Raw genomic sequence first — 14,985 nt, forward strand, 5'->3', positions numbered from 1 at the left:
AAAAGACATATTGACCATAAAAGCGGTGTGTTTAACAATGAGAATGGGGAGGCGTAGCTTGTGACTAAAGTAAATATTGTAATTATTGACGATCATCAGTTATTCCGTGAAGGTGTCAAACGGATTTTGGATTTCGAACCTACCTTTGAGGTAGTGGCCGAAGGAGACGACGGAGATGAAGCGGCTCGCATTGTCGAGCACTACCATCCTGATGTGGTAATCATGGATATTAATATGCCGAATGTAAACGGCGTAGAAGCGACAAAACAACTGGTCGACTTGTATCCGGAATCAAAGGTTATTATTTTATCTATCCATGACGATGAAAACTATGTTACACATGCATTAAAAACAGGAGCCCGCGGCTATCTGCTGAAAGAAATGGATGCCGACACGCTGATCGAAGCCGTGAAAGTTGTGGCTGAAGGCGGATCTTATCTGCATCCTAAGGTTACTCATAATCTTGTGAATGAATTCCGCCGTCTTGCAACAAGCGGTGTATCATCTCACGCTCAACATGAAGTGTATCCGGAAATCCGGAGACCTCTTCACATTCTTACCAGAAGGGAATGCGAGGTTCTGCAGATGCTGGCGGACGGAAAAAGCAACCGCGGAATCGGCGAATCATTATTTATCAGTGAAAAAACGGTTAAAAACCATGTCAGCAACATCCTTCAAAAAATGAATGTAAACGACAGAACGCAGGCTGTCGTTGTAGCCATTAAAAATGGCTGGGTAGAAATGAGATAAAGGTGGACTTGCCATAAGGCAGGTCTTTTCTTTTAGCAGAAAATCAAACTTTATAATGAAAAAAGCTGCTTTTTCTTTTAGAATAGAAAAGAGTATCTTTCATAAGGAAGGTTTATTTCATGAAAACAGCAGTAGTAACAGACAGTACGGCATATATACCTAAAGACCTGCGTGAGCGCTACAATATTTATATGATACCTCTCAATGTGATCTTTGGAGAGACTTCATACAGGGAAGAAATCGATATGAGCTGGAAGGACTATTACAAAGAAGTAAAAGCTCACGAAAATCTCCCGACGACTTCCCAGCCCGCATACGGCGAGCTGATTTCTCTCTATGAAAAACTCGGGGAAACATATGATGCGGTCATCAGCATCCACCTTTCCAGCGGCATCAGCGGAACATTCAACAGCGCTGTATCAGCACGCGGTATGCTTGAAGGAATTAAAGTGTATCCGTTTGATTCAGAAATCAGCTGCATGGCTCAAGGTTTTTATGCGATCGAAGCGGCTGAGATGGCGGAAAAAGGAGCGGCTCCGGAAGAAATCATTCGCCACTTGGATCATATGAAAACCTCAATGAGGGCTTATTTTATGGTTGACGACCTTTCGCATTTGCAAAGGGGAGGACGCCTGAGCGGCGCCCAGGCTTTTGTCGGAAGCCTTTTAAAAGTAAAGCCGATTTTGCATTTTGAGAACAAGCTGATCGTTCCCTTCGAAAAAATCCGGACGAGAAAAAAAGCGATGAACCGTTTATTTGAGCTTTTTGGCGAAGATGCCGAAAAAGGAAAGCCGTTGAGAGCGGTTGTGATTCATGCCAACCGTGAAGAAGAAGCTGATCAAATAATCGAAGAATTGTCGCAGCAATACGCACATGTCGAATTTTATAAAAGCTATTTCGGGCCTGTGATCGGCACCCACCTTGGTGAAGGAGCAATGGGTATCGCCTGGTATACAGTATAAAAGCCAATCTCCGTTTTGCAAAACGGAGATTTTTTCTTTTTCTACGGTTTTTGAGGGAGATTTTTAGATTTTGACTGTTTTACAAGAAAACATGGATGATAGATACTGAATGGCAGATTGGAGGTGATTCACATCGAACATCCGGATCCTATTCCTGTGAATTGCGGTCATGTTTGGAGCAGCGCCACCTTCTGAAAAGCGAACTTCCTTTTCCGGAACCTGTCATTGATTGGCATATCCAAGAAGGCCTGATAAAAACGGAGGAAGGCATTAAAAAAACGAAGAGAGGCTTTGTTTGCTTGAGGTGCGGCCAGCACGAGCGCTTCTGTTTCGCTCGATATCCTTGCTATAGGTGCAATAAATGCTGCGTGTACTGCCGAGCCTGTGTCATGATGGGCAGGGTGAGCGAGTGTACGTCTCTGTTGACTTGGCGTGGACATGGCAGACATGAATGGGCGCCTGTTTACACGGAGTGGAAAGGCGTACTTTCAGCCGGTCAGGAAAAAGCGGCAAAATCTATTATCGATGCTATACGCAGGAAAGAAGAGCTGTTGATCTGGGCGGTTTGCGGATCGGGAAAAACGGAACTTCTTTTTCAAGGGATCGAATTCGCGCTGAACAACGGTTTGAGAGTATGTATCGCCACTCCGAGAACAGACGTTGTGCTTGAGCTTGAACCGCGGTTTCGCCACGCCTTTCCCGGGATGGAAATCGCCGCTTTATACGGAGGAAGCCCAGACGTTGGAACTCTCTCGCCGCTTGTCATTTCAACTACCCACCAGCTGCTCCGCTATAAAGAAGCATTTGACGTGATCATCATAGATGAAGTGGATGCTTTTCCGTATTCTATTGATAATACGCTGCAATACGCTGTTAAAAAATCGGCAAAACGGCAAAGCGCACATATCTATTTAACCGCCACGCCTTCTAGAGATATGAAGAAAAGGGCTGAGAGCGGAAAGCTGCACACCGTCCGTATTCCCGCAAGATTCCACCGCAGCCCGCTGCCTGAACCTACATTGATTTGGTGCGGAAATTGGGAAAGGGGTTTGAAACGAAGAAAAGTCCCTTTACGCCTCAAAAAATGGCTTTTTAAGCACCAGGAACTGCAGCATCCGGTTTTTCTGTTTGTTCCCTCTATCCCTGTTCTTAAAACCGTGGTCAGTCTGCTGAAAAAGGAAACATTTCGCGCAGAAGGAGTCTATGCCGAAGACCCTGAGAGAAATGAAAAAGTGAACCGGTTTAGGAAAAGTAAGCTTGAGGTGCTCGTGACGACAACGATTTTGGAAAGAGGTGTAACCGTCAAAAAAGCACAGGTTGGAGTATTGGGGGCAGAGTCGGCTGTTTTTTCGGAAAGCGCTCTTGTCCAAATGGCCGGCAGAGCCGGCAGGCATCCCGAGCACACAGATGGAGACGTCTGTTTCTTTCATCACGGCAGGACAAAGTCGATGAATGCGGCACGACGTCATATTCAATATATGAATAAACTGTCTAAAAAGGAAATGTTGATTGACTAGTCTGATATTCATGGTAAAGTATACCTATGAATATAAAATGAGGAGCGGTGCCGGATGCTAGTCAATGCTAAAGAGGCTGTTTTGGAAGAGTTGTTTGATCAGTATATCGAACAGCTGCACATGAGCTGTAAGTGCAGCAGGTGCAGAGAGGATGTGCTCGCCTTGGCTTTAAATGCAGTAAAACCGCAATATGTAACAGATGAGTCGAAGCTGACTTACATAAAAGCAGAGCTCGTTGACAAACAAAAAAATACATCAATGCTCGTCACCTTGGCTGAAGCTGCCAGAAAGGTGAATGACAACCCGCTTTGCGAAAGCAATCGAAAAGGGAGGAAATGAACTGCATTGTTTAATTTGTGAAGCGCCTCTTTTACATTCTCTTTCATGGCGCGCTTTATTCTTTTTACGATCAGAAGAGAAAATATGCAGGGCATGTAAAGACAATTTTATCAGGATCGAAGGAAGAACGGTGTGCCCTAAGTGCGGGCGCCCCCAAGAGAGCGAAGAACTTTGCGGTGACTGCCTAAAATGGGAAGCTGATCCGTTAACCCGCTCTCTTTTGAGGCAAAACCGCTCTGTCTATATCTACAATACCTTCATGAAAGAAGTCCTTGCCCGTTTTAAGTTCAGAGGTGATGCTGAACTGGTCTTCGCTTTTGCTCCTTCATTTATCAATGCTTTCCACCAATATTACCGCCGCACTCCAGCTGTTTTAGTTCCGATACCACTCAGTGAAGAACGTAAAGCGGAGCGGGGATTCAATCAGGCGGAGAGGCTTGCTTCCTTATTAAAAAAACCCGTTATGCATCCTTTGATCAGAATCGAAAATGAAAAACAATCCAAAAAAAGCAGAAAAGAACGGATCAAGCCCAAAACGGTTTTTAGAACCGAAAAGGGATCGGTAAAGAATCTGGATATCATATTGATCGACGACTTGTATACGACAGGGGCGACCCTTCATCATGGCGCTGATTGTCTGATGACATCCGGTGAGGCAAAATCTGTATCATCATTTACATTAATTCGAAGCTAAATCATTTTTTTTCCCTGCCGATATAAAAGATAGAATTTAAGGATAGGGGTCAAAATTTATGAGTCAATTGGCGAATTGTCCAAGATGTAATGCATTGTTTATGAAAAGCAGTTTTCAAACCGTTTGCGTTTCATGCTTGAAAGAAGAAGAACGTGCGTTTGAAACCGTTTATAAATTTCTGAAAAAACAGGAAAACCGACAGTCTACAATGTTTCAGATCGTAGAAAAAACAGGTGTCGAAGAAGAGTTAATATTGAAGTTCATCAGACAGAAACGCATTCAAATCTCCAATTTTCCGAATCTCGGCTATCCGTGCGAAAGGTGCGGCACACTTATTCGGGAGGGGCGTTATTGCCTGTCATGCGATCAAGATTTAGCATCGCAAATGAGTCAATTAGACCAGCTGGAGCAGCTTGAAAAAGAGAAGAGAAATAGTTCTAAAGGCACGTACTATACCTTTAATCCTAAAAATGACTGATTCCCTAAACTAACTTGAAGCTCAGACGATAAAATGAGTATGATCATAGATAACTATGGCGGAAAGTGAGAGGAATCCCATGAAGATCAACCAATATGGAACACAACCTGTTAATCCTTATCATAAATCATTTGAAAAACAAACAGCTTCTTCCCAGGCTGCAGCACAGCCGGAAGATAAAGTTGAGATTTCTGCGAAAGCAAAGGAGCTGCAAAAAGGCCCTGATTTAATGAAGGAGCGTCAGGAGAAAATTGCCCAGCTGAAAGCAGCCGTGGAGAATGGAACATACAAAGTGGACGGCAAAGGCATAGCTGAAAAAATGGTTAATTTTTATAAACAGCAATAAAAGGAGGAAGTCAGTTCAGTGAAACGGGTGATTGAAGAGCTGGAGCGCTTATGCGTGCTGCATGAACATCTGCTGTCTCTGTCGGAACAAAAAACGGAGGCGCTGAAGACGAACGAAATAAAGGCACTTTCAGAAATCGTGACGAAAGAACAAAAGTATGTGCAAGCCATTGAACAAACGGAGCAGTCCCGCATTGAAGCAACTAAAAGCTGTATCGGCAGCTCGGACGCAACCATCAGCGCATGTATCAGCAGAGCTGCGGGCGGCGAGAAAAAGGTGCTGGAACAGCTGTATGCCAAGCTCTCACAGCTCGTCATCCGTTTAAAGGATGTGAACGATTTGAATAAGCAGCTGACTTTTCAGTCGCTTCAATTTATCTCGCTTACATTTGATATGCTCCTTCCGAAAGAAAGCGGTTCGAATTATGGAAAAGAGCAGCAGTCAAATCAGACAGGCGGAACAAAACGGCTTTCTTTATTCGACTCAAAAGCTTAGAACGGAGTGAAAAAGATGACAAACCCAACTTTTTTAGGGCTGGAAATCGCCAAAAGAGGCTTGTCCGCGCAGCAATCAGCTCTGAGCGTGACAGCGAACAATATATCCAATGCCAATACCGAAGGGTATTCAAGACAGCGTGTCACATTTAAAGCGTCAACCCCTTATCCGTCCGTTTCAAAAGACTCTATCGGACTTGCCGGCCAAATGGGTACAGGCGTTGAGATCGGTTCGGTTGAACGGGTAAGAGACAGCTTTCTGGACTATCAATACCGGACACAGAATACAAAGGCCGGCTATTATAATGCAAAAGTGGACGCTTTTAACCAAATGGAAGGGATTATGAATGAACTGAACGACACCGGATTAAACAAGGTTCTGAATTCATTCTGGAATTCCATTCAGGAATTGACGAACAACGCCCACGAGCCGAGCGCTGCTTCTGTCGTCGGACAAAAAGGGCAGGCGGTGGCCGATACATTTAACACTCTATATCAATCGCTGACAACCGTTCAATCAAATTTAGGCGACCAGATTGATCAAAATGTGATGACGATCAACTCGCTTCTGTCACAGCTGAACAGCTTGAACGAGCAGATCGCCAAAGTCGAGCCGAACGGCTATCTCCCGAATGATTTGTACGATAAGCGTGATCAGCTCCTTGATGAACTGTCTTCAATGGTTAATATCAAAGTCAGCTATACGAAGACTGGCGGCAACCCACTTGCAACCGCTGAAGGCATTGCATCAATCGAAATCCTGGACGAAAACGGCCAGTCTCTGGGCAAGGTTCTTGACGGACCAAACTTCACGACTGAAACTGTCAAAGTAAATTACGACAACGATACAGGCCTTGTGACAGGTGTTTCCCTCGGCGGGACGGACATCGGCATCGATTCGTTTACTAGCAAAGGATCGCTGCGCGGTTTAATCGAGTCTTACGGATATATGTCAAACGGTAAAGAAAAAGGTTTGTATCCTGAAATGCTCGCAGATCTGGATACGCTGGCGCTTGCTTTTGCGAAAGAGTTTAATGCAGTCCATCAAAGCGGGTTTACTTCATCGGGAGAACCGGGAGGCATCTTTTTTGAATTTACCGGAGGAGAGGCTGAGCCTGCAAAGGGAGCCGCCGGCAAAATCAAAGTAACCGATGAGATCATGAATTCAAAAGGCGATAAAATCGCTGCATCGCTGAATGGTGAAGCGAGCGACAACTCCAACGCGACAAATCTCGCTAATGTCTTCACCAAGAAAATTCAAATCGGCGACAAAACGACGACTGTTTTAGACTATTATGCAGGCATCATCGGTGAAATGGGTGTAAAAGCTCAGGAAACAAACAGACTGGCCAAAAATACAGAAACGCTTGTAAACACTGCTGAGTTGAACAGGCAGTCTGTAAGCGCCGTATCATTAGACGAAGAAATGTCGAACATGATCCAATTCCAGCATGCTTATAACGCAGCTGCGAGAATGATAACGCTGCAGGACGAAGTCCTCGATAAAATTATTAACGGCATGGGTGTCGTGGGAAGGTAGGTAAAGATTCATGCGGGTAACCCAAGGGATGATCGCAAAAAACTCTTTGCGCTACATCAATTCAAGCTATGGAAAGCTGGATAAGCTTCAATCCCAGATTTCGTCAGGAAAAAAGATTTCAAAGGCGTCCGATGATCCCGTCGTCGCAATGAAAAGCCTGAAGTACAATACGCAATTGTCTCAGGTTAAACAATATCAAAGCAATGCCTCCCAAGCTTTTACATGGCTTGAAAACACGGAAACGAACATTACAGAAGGCATTGATATCATGGGGAAAATCAGGGAGCTGACTGTTAAGGCTCAAAACAGTACAAACGGCGGGGATGAACTAAATGCGATCGGAGTCGAAATCGGCCAGCTGAAAGACCAGCTGATTCAGATCGCCAATACGCAGGTCAACGGCCGCTACCTCTTTAACGGTACGAACTCTGACGTCGCTCCGATCACAAAAAACGCCGATGGTACTTACACATACAATTTTGAAAACTATACAAGCAGCTCTGACGTCAACATCAATGTTTCGCCAAACGCAACCTTAAATGTAAACTCAAATCCGATTTCGGCTTTCGGCGGGCAGTCAGGCAGCGGACAAAATGTGTTTGAAATGATTGAGTCTCTCGAGAACGCCTTAAAAGCGGGAACAATGGAAGGGATGGAAAACGCCCTCTCAGACATTGACCAGTTTTCCAATCAGATGAGCAATGAGCGGTCTGATATTGGAGCGCGCTACAATCGGCTCGAATTGATCAATTCACGGCTGAGCGAACAGGAAGAGACGGCGACAAAAGTTTTGTCAGACAACGAAGATGTTGAGCTTGAAGAAATCATTACTGAATTTATTACACAGCAATCGGTTCACAGAGCTGCACTTGCCGTAAACGCGAAAATTGTTCAGCCGACACTGGTTGACTTTTTAAGATAAAAGCGACTCTACCCGAGTTGCTTTTTTTTAGCAAAAGGAGGATATCATAATGGAGATGCCGAGGCTGATCATGCATAATATCCCCGGCCGCATCGGTTTAACAACAACGCCGCCGGATTTGAAAATGGAACAGCCGCGCGCCGACTTGAAAATCGAGCAGCCGCCGGCTGAACTGGAGATGACAACTACCCCTTCGAAGCTCACGATTGACCAGACTAAAGCATGGGAAGACTTAGAAAGAAAGCATATCTTTAAAAGGATTGAAGAAGGGGCGCAGCAAGGCTATCAGGATTGGCTTGCCGGAATGGCTCGGACCGCTGAAGAAGGGGACGAGATGATGCGGATTGAAATCGAAGGCAATCCGCTTGCAGACCAGGCGAGACGAATCAGCGAGCCTGAACCGATTCAAATCGGCGTTCATTTTACGCCGTCATTTGACAGGGTGAAGATCGCATATGAACCGGCTAAAGTGAACATTGAAGCGACGCCGCGTAAGTCTGTTATCGAAGCAACGCCGAATAAACCGGTTGTTAACTATACGCCAGGCAGTGTGAAGGTTGACATGCTCCAATATCCGGAGGTAAAAATAGATGTGGAATACCCAAAACAAAAGTAATTTAGCAAAGGATCGTGAATGATGATCATTAAAACGAAGTATCACGGAGAAACACAAATTCAAGAAGATCAGACGATCATGTTTAAAAACGGCCTACCCGGATTTACAGGGGAGAAGAAGTTCGTCATCCTGCCGCTTTCCGAGGATTCGCCGTTTGTCGTCCTTCAGTCGGTGCAGTCGGAAGAGCTTGCATTCATTGTCGCCAGTCCGTTCGTCTTTTTCAAAAATTATGGCTTTGACCTTGATGAAACGACGGTTGAACTTCTTGAAATCGAATCTGCCGAAGACGTTGAAGTGATGGCGATTTTAACGATCGAAGAGCCATTCGAGAAATCAACGGCCAATTTGATGGCGCCGATTGTGGTGAACCGCAGAAAAATGCTTGCCAAACAAGTGATTTTGCATGACTCTTCTTATCAGACAAAGCAGCCGATAGGAGGGGAAGCATGCTAGTCTTATCCCGCAAGCTCAATGAAGCGATTCAAATCGGAGACGATATTGAAGTGAAAATCATATCCGTTGACGGAGACCAGGTGAAAATCGGCATCGACGCGCCGAAGCATATCGAAATTCACCGCAAGGAAATCTATTTGGCGATCCAGGAAGAAAACAGCCGGGCCGCTTCCATCTCAAACGATTTGCTTGCGAAATTATCCTCACAAAAAAAGTGAGGATTTTTTTATTTTTGCTATAAACAATTTCAAGGCACCTCCGATATAAAATATGTAGCAGGAAGGACAGCCTGAATGCTTCAAACATGCACATGGACGTGCAATCAAACACATTTCAAGGAGGAAATACACAATGAGAATCAACCACAACATTGCGGCGCTTAACACGCTGAACCGTCTGTCAGCAAACAATGGTGCAAGCCAAAAGAACATGGAGAAACTTTCTTCAGGTCTTCGCATCAACCGTGCTGGAGATGACGCAGCAGGTCTTGCAATCTCTGAAAAAATGAGAGGACAAATCCGCGGTCTAGAAATGGCTTCTAAGAACGCTCAAGATGGCATCTCTCTTATCCAAACAGCTGAGGGTGCATTGACTGAAACTCACTCAATCCTTCAACGTGTTCGTGAACTAGTTGTTCAAGCTGGAAACACTGGTACACAACAAACTGAAGATTTAACAGCCATTCAAGATGAAATCAAAGCATTAAAAGACGAAATTGACGGCATCTCAGAACGTACAGAGTTCAACGGTAAAAAATTGTTGGATGGTACTTTCAAAGCACCAGCAGATCCAGCAAACCCAGCAACAACCGATAAATCTTTAGTATTCCAAATTGGTGCTAACGCAAAGCAACAAATTTCTGTTAACATTGAAAAAATGAGCACTGATGCATTAGGAGTTAAAGATCCTGCAGATACTACTGGTCAAACTATGTTAGCTAACCAAACAGTTGGAGATATCAATGTAACTAAATTTGCTGATAACGCAGCTACTGAACCAGATGTTGGTTTCAATGACCAATTAAAAATCGTTGACAGTGCAATCAGCCAAGTATCTGCACAACGTGCAAAACTTGGTGCGGTACAAAACCGTCTAGAGCACACAATCAACAACCTTGGTGCTTCTTCTGAGAACTTAACAGCTGCTGAATCTCGTATCCGTGACGTAGACATGGCTAAAGAAATGAGCGAGTTCACAAAGAACAACATTCTTTCTCAAGCTTCTCAAGCGATGCTTGCTCAAGCGAACCAACAGCCGCAAAACGTTCTTCAGTTGCTTCGTTAATTGCTTAAAAAAGATCTTGGCTTTTGCCAAGGTCTTTTTTATTGCAACATCAACTAAGATCCTTTTTTGTAAGACTAGAAAAGAGACACTCAATCATTGACCTTAGAGTGTCTCAATATAGAATGCCTATTAATTAGAGAAATCGCTAATAATAAGTGTTCTTGTACCACTTAGTGCAGAATTCTTCCCTTTTATATAGTAGAGGTGATCTGGATCTGTATAAACTGTCTGAATTTCTTGTTGTAGCGAGTAATCTACACTGGAAGAGGCAACTAATGTATTTCTTCCATCTGGAGTAATTTCATAAAGTGAACAAGTGCCACCGCCTAAACGTGTTGCATTATAAAATCTGCACCGGAAATCCCCCTCCCCAACGCCACGAAAAATATCAGCGCTTTGGCGAACTTCACCAGGGTATACAGCTACTCGAGCCAAAACTGCTGCCTTCGAAGACGAGTAAAAACTAAATGACAATACAAAGGCTAGTGCCAGCGACACAAATATTTTTTTCATGAACAAATCCCCTTTCTTGTAGATATTGTAAGTTCAATTATAACATTATAATAAATAACAAATTTGAATATTTATTGAAAGATATTTTCGTATCCAAAAGGATTTTATAATGGCTATCATAAGGAAGTTCTATCATGGTCTTTATTCTTAAAATATACTGTGAGTGGCTAGTTTCTATCTACCTTAATTAATTTTTTTCCATAAAGATATTTAATCTCATTCGCCCTTAGCCGATATAAGTTTTAGATCATAGCATAGGGGATGGTAAAAATTGTCGATCAATAGATTGTCATCTTTAGAACCCATTATTGATGCTTACAAAACGCAGATGATGAATAAACAGTCTGAAGCTGTAGAACGCCCGCAGCAGACGGACGCTGCAGAATTTACATTTGCTCAGCTTGAGAAAACCGTACAAGGCGCAAACAACCTTTTAGAGCCGTCGCAAGTCCACCTTCAGTTTGTGCTTCATGAAAAACTGGGAGAGTATTATGTGAAAGTCGTGGACAATCGGACAGAGGAAGTCGTCCGTGAGATCCCGCCAAAAGAGTGGCTCGATTTTTATGCGGCGATGGCGGAGTTCATGGGATTAATTGTCGATAAAACTACATAGAACAGGAGTGTTAGATGATATGGCGATCAGAATATCAGGTTTAGCTTCAGGGATGGATGTAGACGATATTGTCAGCAAATTAATGAAAACGGAGCGCGTCCCGCTCGATAAGCTCACACAAAAGAAACAGACTTTGGAATGGCAGCGTGACAGTTATCGTGAAATCAATACGAAAATCAAAGGCTTGCAGGAATCAATCAACCTTATGCTCCGTCCCAGCACGTACGGCGCGAAAAAGGTGATAAGCTCTAACGAGTCGGCTGTTACGGCAACAGGTACCACGAATGCGGCATCAGGCACGATTCAAATCAACAAGCTGGCAACCGCCGCCACCTATAAGACTTCTAGCCTTTCAGGGTATACAGGGAGCGATCAAACGTTAACTTTCCAAGTGACAGCTCCTGGAGAAACGACTGCAAAAAAAGTTGAAATCAGCGTCAGCAGCACGGATACGCTGGATGACATCGTTTCCAAAGTCAATAAATCAAATTTGGGCGTAACCGCTATGAAAGAAAAGATTTATAACGGTTCTGAATACGTAGAAACGATCGCTTTCACATCAAAAGCAACCGGCGCAGGGGGCAGCATCCAGGCAGCTGATGATGCGACGGCGAGCTTTATGTCCAATCAGCTCGGTTTTGCGCTTGACGCAGACAACAAGCTGACAGCTAGTCAGGCAGGTCAAAATGCCGAAGTTGTCATCAACGGATTGCAGATTGAGAAGACAACGAACAACTTTACCGTTAATAATGTGACATATCAGCTAAAGAATACGACAAACAGCCCCGTTTCGATAGATGTATCTACTGATGTGGACGGTATATACGAAAAGATTAAAGATTTTGTTACACAGTACAATGAACTGATCGATATGGCCAACGGCAAGCTCACGGAAAAGAAATACCGCGACTATACACCGCTGACAGAAGAACAGAAAAAAGATATGACGGAAAAGCAAATTGAGCTGTGGGAAGAAAAAGCGAAAAGCGGACTGTTAAGGGGTGACACGATTTTAAGCGGTGCCACCAACCAAATGCGTACTGATTTTTATTCAAATGTTTCTGTAAACGGCGAATCTCTGCAGCTCACTCAGTTTGGAATTACGACATCGAGCGTTTACAGTCAGCGCGGTCATTTAGAGATAAATGAAAAAAAACTGAAAGAAAAGATCGCAGAAGATCCCGACAGTGTGGCTAATCTCTTTATGGCGGGAACGAGCAGCACTGAAAACTATAATGAAAAAGGCATCATGAGACGCCTTCAGACAGTTTTGACCGATACGAAAAAGCAGATTGAGGATAAAGCCGGAAATTCAGCAATGACAAACAATCAATTTACAATCGGGAAAAACTTGAATACAGTTGAATCTGACATTTCGTCAATGAACGCCCGCCTGAAACAAGTCGAAAATCGCTATTACACAAAATTCACGGCGATGGAAAAAGCGATTCAAAAAGCGAACGAACAATCGACATACTTATTACAAATGCTTGGACAATAATATTGTGGAGGATCAAGAATGGCTTTAAACAACCCGTATGCAGCTTATCAGCAAAATTCAATCAACACGGCGACCCCTGGAGAATTGACGCTTATGCTATTTGATGGCTGCCTTAAATTTATGAAGCTGGCGAAACAGGCGATTGAACAAGAGGATATGGAAACGAAAAATACGAACCTTGTTAAAGCTCAAAAGATTATTCAGGAGCTCAATATCACTCTTGACCGGAAAGTCGAATTGGCCGCATCAATGGGGGCAATGTACGAGTATATCCACCGCCGCCTGGTTGAAGCCAACATTCGCAATGACAAAGATATCGTGACGGAAGTCGAAGGGTATGTTAAAGATTTACGCGATGCCTGGAAGCAAGCGCTTCAAATCGAACGGCAGGGCCGGTTCGGATCGGGCGGGCTGGCATAATGGAAAAGATTGAGCTGCTGTACATCGAAACAAAACATATGCTCGCTCAAATAAAAGACGCCCCGGAAAGTGATGAGCTGGTTCAGGCAATCGAAGCTTTTCTTGAAAAACGCGATGGCTTGATCAAGGAGATCAAGCCGCCTCTTTCTGAGACAGAAAAGCAGCAGCTGCGGCAAGTGACGGATATGGAGCCATTGCTCATGGCCGAACTGAAAAGGCTGCAGCAGGCTGTCAAACATGAGCTGCTTCAGGCGAAGCAGAAGCGAGCCATGCATCATTCCTATATCAATCCGTACGCCAACATGACGATTGACGGCACATATTATGACAAGCGCAAATAGGTGATCGCTTTGACAAGCACCGACGATTACATGCTCTTAACGACTTATTATCAGCTTTTGTTTACGATTGAAGAGGGGTTTTGCTATTTAATAGAAGCGAATCAAGATTTGGCGAAGACAGAAGGAGAGCGGATTTTTAACGATTTAATCTATGCTTTTTTTCAGTTGGATTCGTCGCACGCTGTATTGCTGTCGATTTTGGAGACAAGCTGTGCCAAATCTTCGATTCGTTTTTTTGACAGAGTCTTCCGTGAGTTTGACAGTCTGATTTATTACAATTATCCGTCTGCTGAATTTCAGCATGACTTAACCCATCATTTTTTACCGCTTTATCGAGAATGGATGAAAACGATCCACCAATGCATGAGACCTTACGTTATCCATTGACGGCATACACCTGACAGGTGTATGCCATATTTTTTAAAAAGCAAAAATGGCGTTCTGATTTTATTCGCATGTGAATATATTTAAGATTTAATAAAGGGGTTCAAATGACAGGAGACAATCTTCGTCAAAATTCACGGATTTTTCACATAATTTTTACGTTTATGCAGGAATTCAGCAGGGAAAAGACGAAATGTATTTACATATCCTTAATATAAAGGAGGCGTTCTTTTGATGGAGTACAACGTCAGAGGAGAAAACATTGAGGTAACACCAGCGTTAAGAGAACACGTCGAGAAGAAAATTGGAAAGCTTGAGCGTTATTTTGAAAATAACGTTGATGCGATTGTTCACGTCAACTTGAAATTCTACAACGATCAGGAATCTAAGGTGGAAGTGACAATTCCAATGACAGACCTCTCTCTCCGTGCGGAAGTTCACCACGAAGATATGTACAATGCAATCGATCTCGCAACGAACAAACTGGAACGTCAAATTCGCAAGCACAAAACAAAAGTGAACCGGAAGTTCCGCGAAAAAGGTTCTCCGAAGTATGTTTTTGCCGAAGAAAACGGCATCGGAACGGCCGTGCAGGATGACGCTGAGGATGAACAGCCGCAGGTTGTCCGTCAAAAACGCTTTAATTTAAAACCGATGGATAATGAAGAAGCGATTTTACAAATGAATATGCTTGGACACAGCTTCTTTGTATTCACGAACGCCGAAACCAATCTGACCAATGTGGTCTACCGAAGAAACGACGGAAAATACGGTTTGATCGAACCGAACGAATAAATATATCAAGTCCCCTCCCGGAT

21 protein-coding genes are annotated in these 14,985 nt (G+C 43.7%); 20 read left to right on the forward strand and 1 reads right to left on the reverse strand.

Annotation, left to right across the window (positions count from 1 at the left end; all coding sequences use genetic code 11):
• The first annotated feature begins 60 nt into the window (after nt 1–60).
• From degU to hag, 14 genes are all read left to right on the forward strand, one after another.
• Complete coding sequence (gene degU / locus M1E03_RS02880) at nt 61–750, forward strand: two-component system response regulator DegU (RefSeq protein WP_003185730.1); 690 nt, start codon at nt 61–63, stop codon at nt 748–750.
• Between the two features lie 119 nt (nt 751–869).
• Nucleotides 870–1,712 (forward strand): DegV family protein, encoded by an 843-nt coding sequence (locus M1E03_RS02885; RefSeq protein ID WP_020453118.1) that lies wholly within the window; start codon nt 870–872, stop codon nt 1,710–1,712.
• Between the two features lie 95 nt (nt 1,713–1,807).
• Nucleotides 1,808–3,229, forward strand: coding sequence for a DEAD/DEAH box helicase (locus M1E03_RS02890; protein ID WP_458110662.1), 1,422 nt, complete (start codon nt 1,808–1,810; stop codon nt 3,227–3,229).
• A gap of 54 nt (nt 3,230–3,283) precedes the next feature.
• Entirely contained in the window at nt 3,284–3,568 is a 285-nt protein-coding gene (locus M1E03_RS02895) for a late competence development ComFB family protein (RefSeq protein ID WP_020453116.1), read from the forward strand.
• Nucleotides 3,525–4,262: a double zinc ribbon domain-containing protein gene (locus M1E03_RS02900; RefSeq protein ID WP_271725363.1), complete on the forward strand. Its 738-nt coding sequence runs from the start codon at nt 3,525–3,527 to the stop codon at nt 4,260–4,262. Before M1E03_RS02895 ends, M1E03_RS02900 begins: the two co-directional genes overlap by 44 nt.
• A 58-nt stretch (nt 4,263–4,320) precedes the next feature.
• Nucleotides 4,321–4,740 carry a TIGR03826 family flagellar region protein gene (locus tag M1E03_RS02905; protein ID WP_020453114.1) on the forward strand — a complete coding sequence of 140 codons (420 nt, stop codon included), beginning with the start codon at nt 4,321–4,323 and terminating at the stop codon, nt 4,738–4,740.
• Between the two features lie 79 nt (nt 4,741–4,819).
• Nucleotides 4,820–5,086, forward strand: coding sequence for a flagellar biosynthesis anti-sigma factor FlgM (flgM, locus tag M1E03_RS02910; protein ID WP_020453113.1), 267 nt, complete (start codon nt 4,820–4,822; stop codon nt 5,084–5,086).
• Nucleotides 5,087–5,104: 18 nt separating this feature from the next.
• A complete protein-coding gene (locus M1E03_RS02915) occupies nt 5,105–5,581 on the forward strand; it encodes a flagellar protein FlgN (RefSeq protein WP_023856391.1) in 477 nt (158 codons plus the stop codon).
• Between the two features lie 15 nt (nt 5,582–5,596).
• On the forward strand, nt 5,597–7,120 hold the full coding sequence (gene flgK, locus M1E03_RS02920) for a flagellar hook-associated protein FlgK (protein WP_328038143.1): 1,524 nt from the start codon (nt 5,597–5,599) through the stop codon (nt 7,118–7,120).
• A gap of 10 nt (nt 7,121–7,130) precedes the next feature.
• Nucleotides 7,131–8,042, forward strand: a complete 912-nt coding sequence (flgL, locus tag M1E03_RS02925) for a flagellar hook-associated protein FlgL (RefSeq protein WP_095292078.1) — start codon at nt 7,131–7,133, stop codon at nt 8,040–8,042.
• A gap of 49 nt (nt 8,043–8,091) precedes the next feature.
• Nucleotides 8,092–8,658, forward strand: a complete 567-nt coding sequence (locus M1E03_RS02930; RefSeq protein ID WP_328038144.1) for a DUF6470 family protein — start codon at nt 8,092–8,094, stop codon at nt 8,656–8,658.
• A gap of 21 nt (nt 8,659–8,679) precedes the next feature.
• Complete coding sequence (gene fliW, locus M1E03_RS02935) at nt 8,680–9,111, forward strand: flagellar assembly protein FliW (protein ID WP_188016667.1); 432 nt, start codon at nt 8,680–8,682, stop codon at nt 9,109–9,111.
• Entirely contained in the window at nt 9,105–9,329 is a 225-nt protein-coding gene (gene csrA / locus M1E03_RS02940) for a carbon storage regulator CsrA (protein WP_003185697.1), read from the forward strand. The genes fliW and csrA overlap by 7 nt, the downstream gene beginning before the upstream one ends.
• 133 nt (nt 9,330–9,462) lie before the next feature.
• Nucleotides 9,463–10,395 (forward strand): flagellin Hag, encoded by a 933-nt coding sequence (gene hag, locus M1E03_RS02945; protein WP_023856385.1) that lies wholly within the window; start codon nt 9,463–9,465, stop codon nt 10,393–10,395.
• 129 nt (nt 10,396–10,524) lie between these two features.
• On the opposite strand, the gene M1E03_RS02950 is transcribed toward hag, so the two are convergent.
• Nucleotides 10,525–10,908, reverse strand: a complete 384-nt coding sequence (locus M1E03_RS02950) for a hypothetical protein (RefSeq protein WP_026580170.1) — start codon at nt 10,906–10,908, stop codon at nt 10,525–10,527.
• 271 nt (nt 10,909–11,179) lie between these two features.
• Between M1E03_RS02950 and flaG the strand changes: the two genes are divergently transcribed.
• From flaG to hpf, 6 genes are all read left to right on the forward strand, one after another.
• Nucleotides 11,180–11,521, forward strand: a complete 342-nt coding sequence (gene flaG, locus M1E03_RS02955; RefSeq protein WP_023856383.1) for a flagellar protein FlaG — start codon at nt 11,180–11,182, stop codon at nt 11,519–11,521.
• A 19-nt stretch (nt 11,522–11,540) separates the two neighbouring features.
• Nucleotides 11,541–13,022 (forward strand): flagellar hook-associated protein 2, encoded by a 1,482-nt coding sequence (locus tag M1E03_RS02960; RefSeq protein WP_023856382.1) that lies wholly within the window; start codon nt 11,541–11,543, stop codon nt 13,020–13,022.
• 18 nt (nt 13,023–13,040) lie between these two features.
• The gene (fliS, locus tag M1E03_RS02965; RefSeq protein ID WP_020453103.1) at nt 13,041–13,442 is read left to right on the forward strand and encodes a flagellar export chaperone FliS; all 402 of its coding nucleotides are present in this window, start codon (nt 13,041–13,043) and stop codon (nt 13,440–13,442) included.
• Entirely contained in the window at nt 13,442–13,783 is a 342-nt protein-coding gene (locus M1E03_RS02970; protein WP_023856381.1) for a flagellar protein FliT, read from the forward strand. The genes fliS and M1E03_RS02970 overlap by 1 nt, the downstream gene beginning before the upstream one ends.
• 9 nt (nt 13,784–13,792) lie before the next feature.
• Nucleotides 13,793–14,170: a hypothetical protein gene (locus tag M1E03_RS02975; protein WP_020453101.1), complete on the forward strand. Its 378-nt coding sequence runs from the start codon at nt 13,793–13,795 to the stop codon at nt 14,168–14,170.
• Nucleotides 14,171–14,401: 231 nt separating this feature from the next.
• Nucleotides 14,402–14,962, forward strand: coding sequence for a ribosome hibernation-promoting factor, HPF/YfiA family (gene hpf, locus M1E03_RS02980; protein ID WP_023856380.1), 561 nt, complete (start codon nt 14,402–14,404; stop codon nt 14,960–14,962).
• Nucleotides 14,963–14,985: the final 23 nt, after the last annotated feature.

It is taken from the genome of Bacillus sp. PK6-013 (assembly GCF_054161445.1).

What these genes read in the sequence shown, in the direction of transcription:
- M1E03_RS02885 (WP_020453118.1), top strand. Translation starts at nt 870, where the DNA reads ATGAAAACAGCAGTAGTAACAGACAGTACGGCATATATACCTAAAGAC.
- M1E03_RS02890 (WP_458110662.1), top strand. Translation starts at nt 1,808, where the DNA reads ATGATAGATACTGAATGGCAGATTGGAGGTGATTCACATCGAACATCC.
- M1E03_RS02895 (WP_020453116.1), top strand. Translation starts at nt 3,284, where the DNA reads ATGCTAGTCAATGCTAAAGAGGCTGTTTTGGAAGAGTTGTTTGATCAG.
- M1E03_RS02900 (WP_271725363.1), top strand. Translation starts at nt 3,525, where the DNA reads ATGACAACCCGCTTTGCGAAAGCAATCGAAAAGGGAGGAAATGAACTG.
- M1E03_RS02905 (WP_020453114.1), top strand. Translation starts at nt 4,321, where the DNA reads ATGAGTCAATTGGCGAATTGTCCAAGATGTAATGCATTGTTTATGAAA.
- flgM (WP_020453113.1), top strand. Translation starts at nt 4,820, where the DNA reads ATGAAGATCAACCAATATGGAACACAACCTGTTAATCCTTATCATAAA.
- flgK (WP_328038143.1), top strand. Translation starts at nt 5,597, where the DNA reads ATGACAAACCCAACTTTTTTAGGGCTGGAAATCGCCAAAAGAGGCTTG.
- flgL (WP_095292078.1), top strand. Translation starts at nt 7,131, where the DNA reads ATGCGGGTAACCCAAGGGATGATCGCAAAAAACTCTTTGCGCTACATC.
- M1E03_RS02930 (WP_328038144.1), top strand. Translation starts at nt 8,092, where the DNA reads ATGGAGATGCCGAGGCTGATCATGCATAATATCCCCGGCCGCATCGGT.
- fliW (WP_188016667.1), top strand. Translation starts at nt 8,680, where the DNA reads ATGATCATTAAAACGAAGTATCACGGAGAAACACAAATTCAAGAAGAT.
- csrA (WP_003185697.1), top strand. Translation starts at nt 9,105, where the DNA reads ATGCTAGTCTTATCCCGCAAGCTCAATGAAGCGATTCAAATCGGAGAC.
- hag (WP_023856385.1), top strand. Translation starts at nt 9,463, where the DNA reads ATGAGAATCAACCACAACATTGCGGCGCTTAACACGCTGAACCGTCTG.
- M1E03_RS02950 (WP_026580170.1), bottom strand. Translation starts at nt 10,908, where the DNA reads ATGAAAAAAATATTTGTGTCGCTGGCACTAGCCTTTGTATTGTCATTT.
- M1E03_RS02960 (WP_023856382.1), top strand. Translation starts at nt 11,541, where the DNA reads ATGGCGATCAGAATATCAGGTTTAGCTTCAGGGATGGATGTAGACGAT.
- fliS (WP_020453103.1), top strand. Translation starts at nt 13,041, where the DNA reads ATGGCTTTAAACAACCCGTATGCAGCTTATCAGCAAAATTCAATCAAC.
- M1E03_RS02970 (WP_023856381.1), top strand. Translation starts at nt 13,442, where the DNA reads ATGGAAAAGATTGAGCTGCTGTACATCGAAACAAAACATATGCTCGCT.
- hpf (WP_023856380.1), top strand. Translation starts at nt 14,402, where the DNA reads ATGGAGTACAACGTCAGAGGAGAAAACATTGAGGTAACACCAGCGTTA.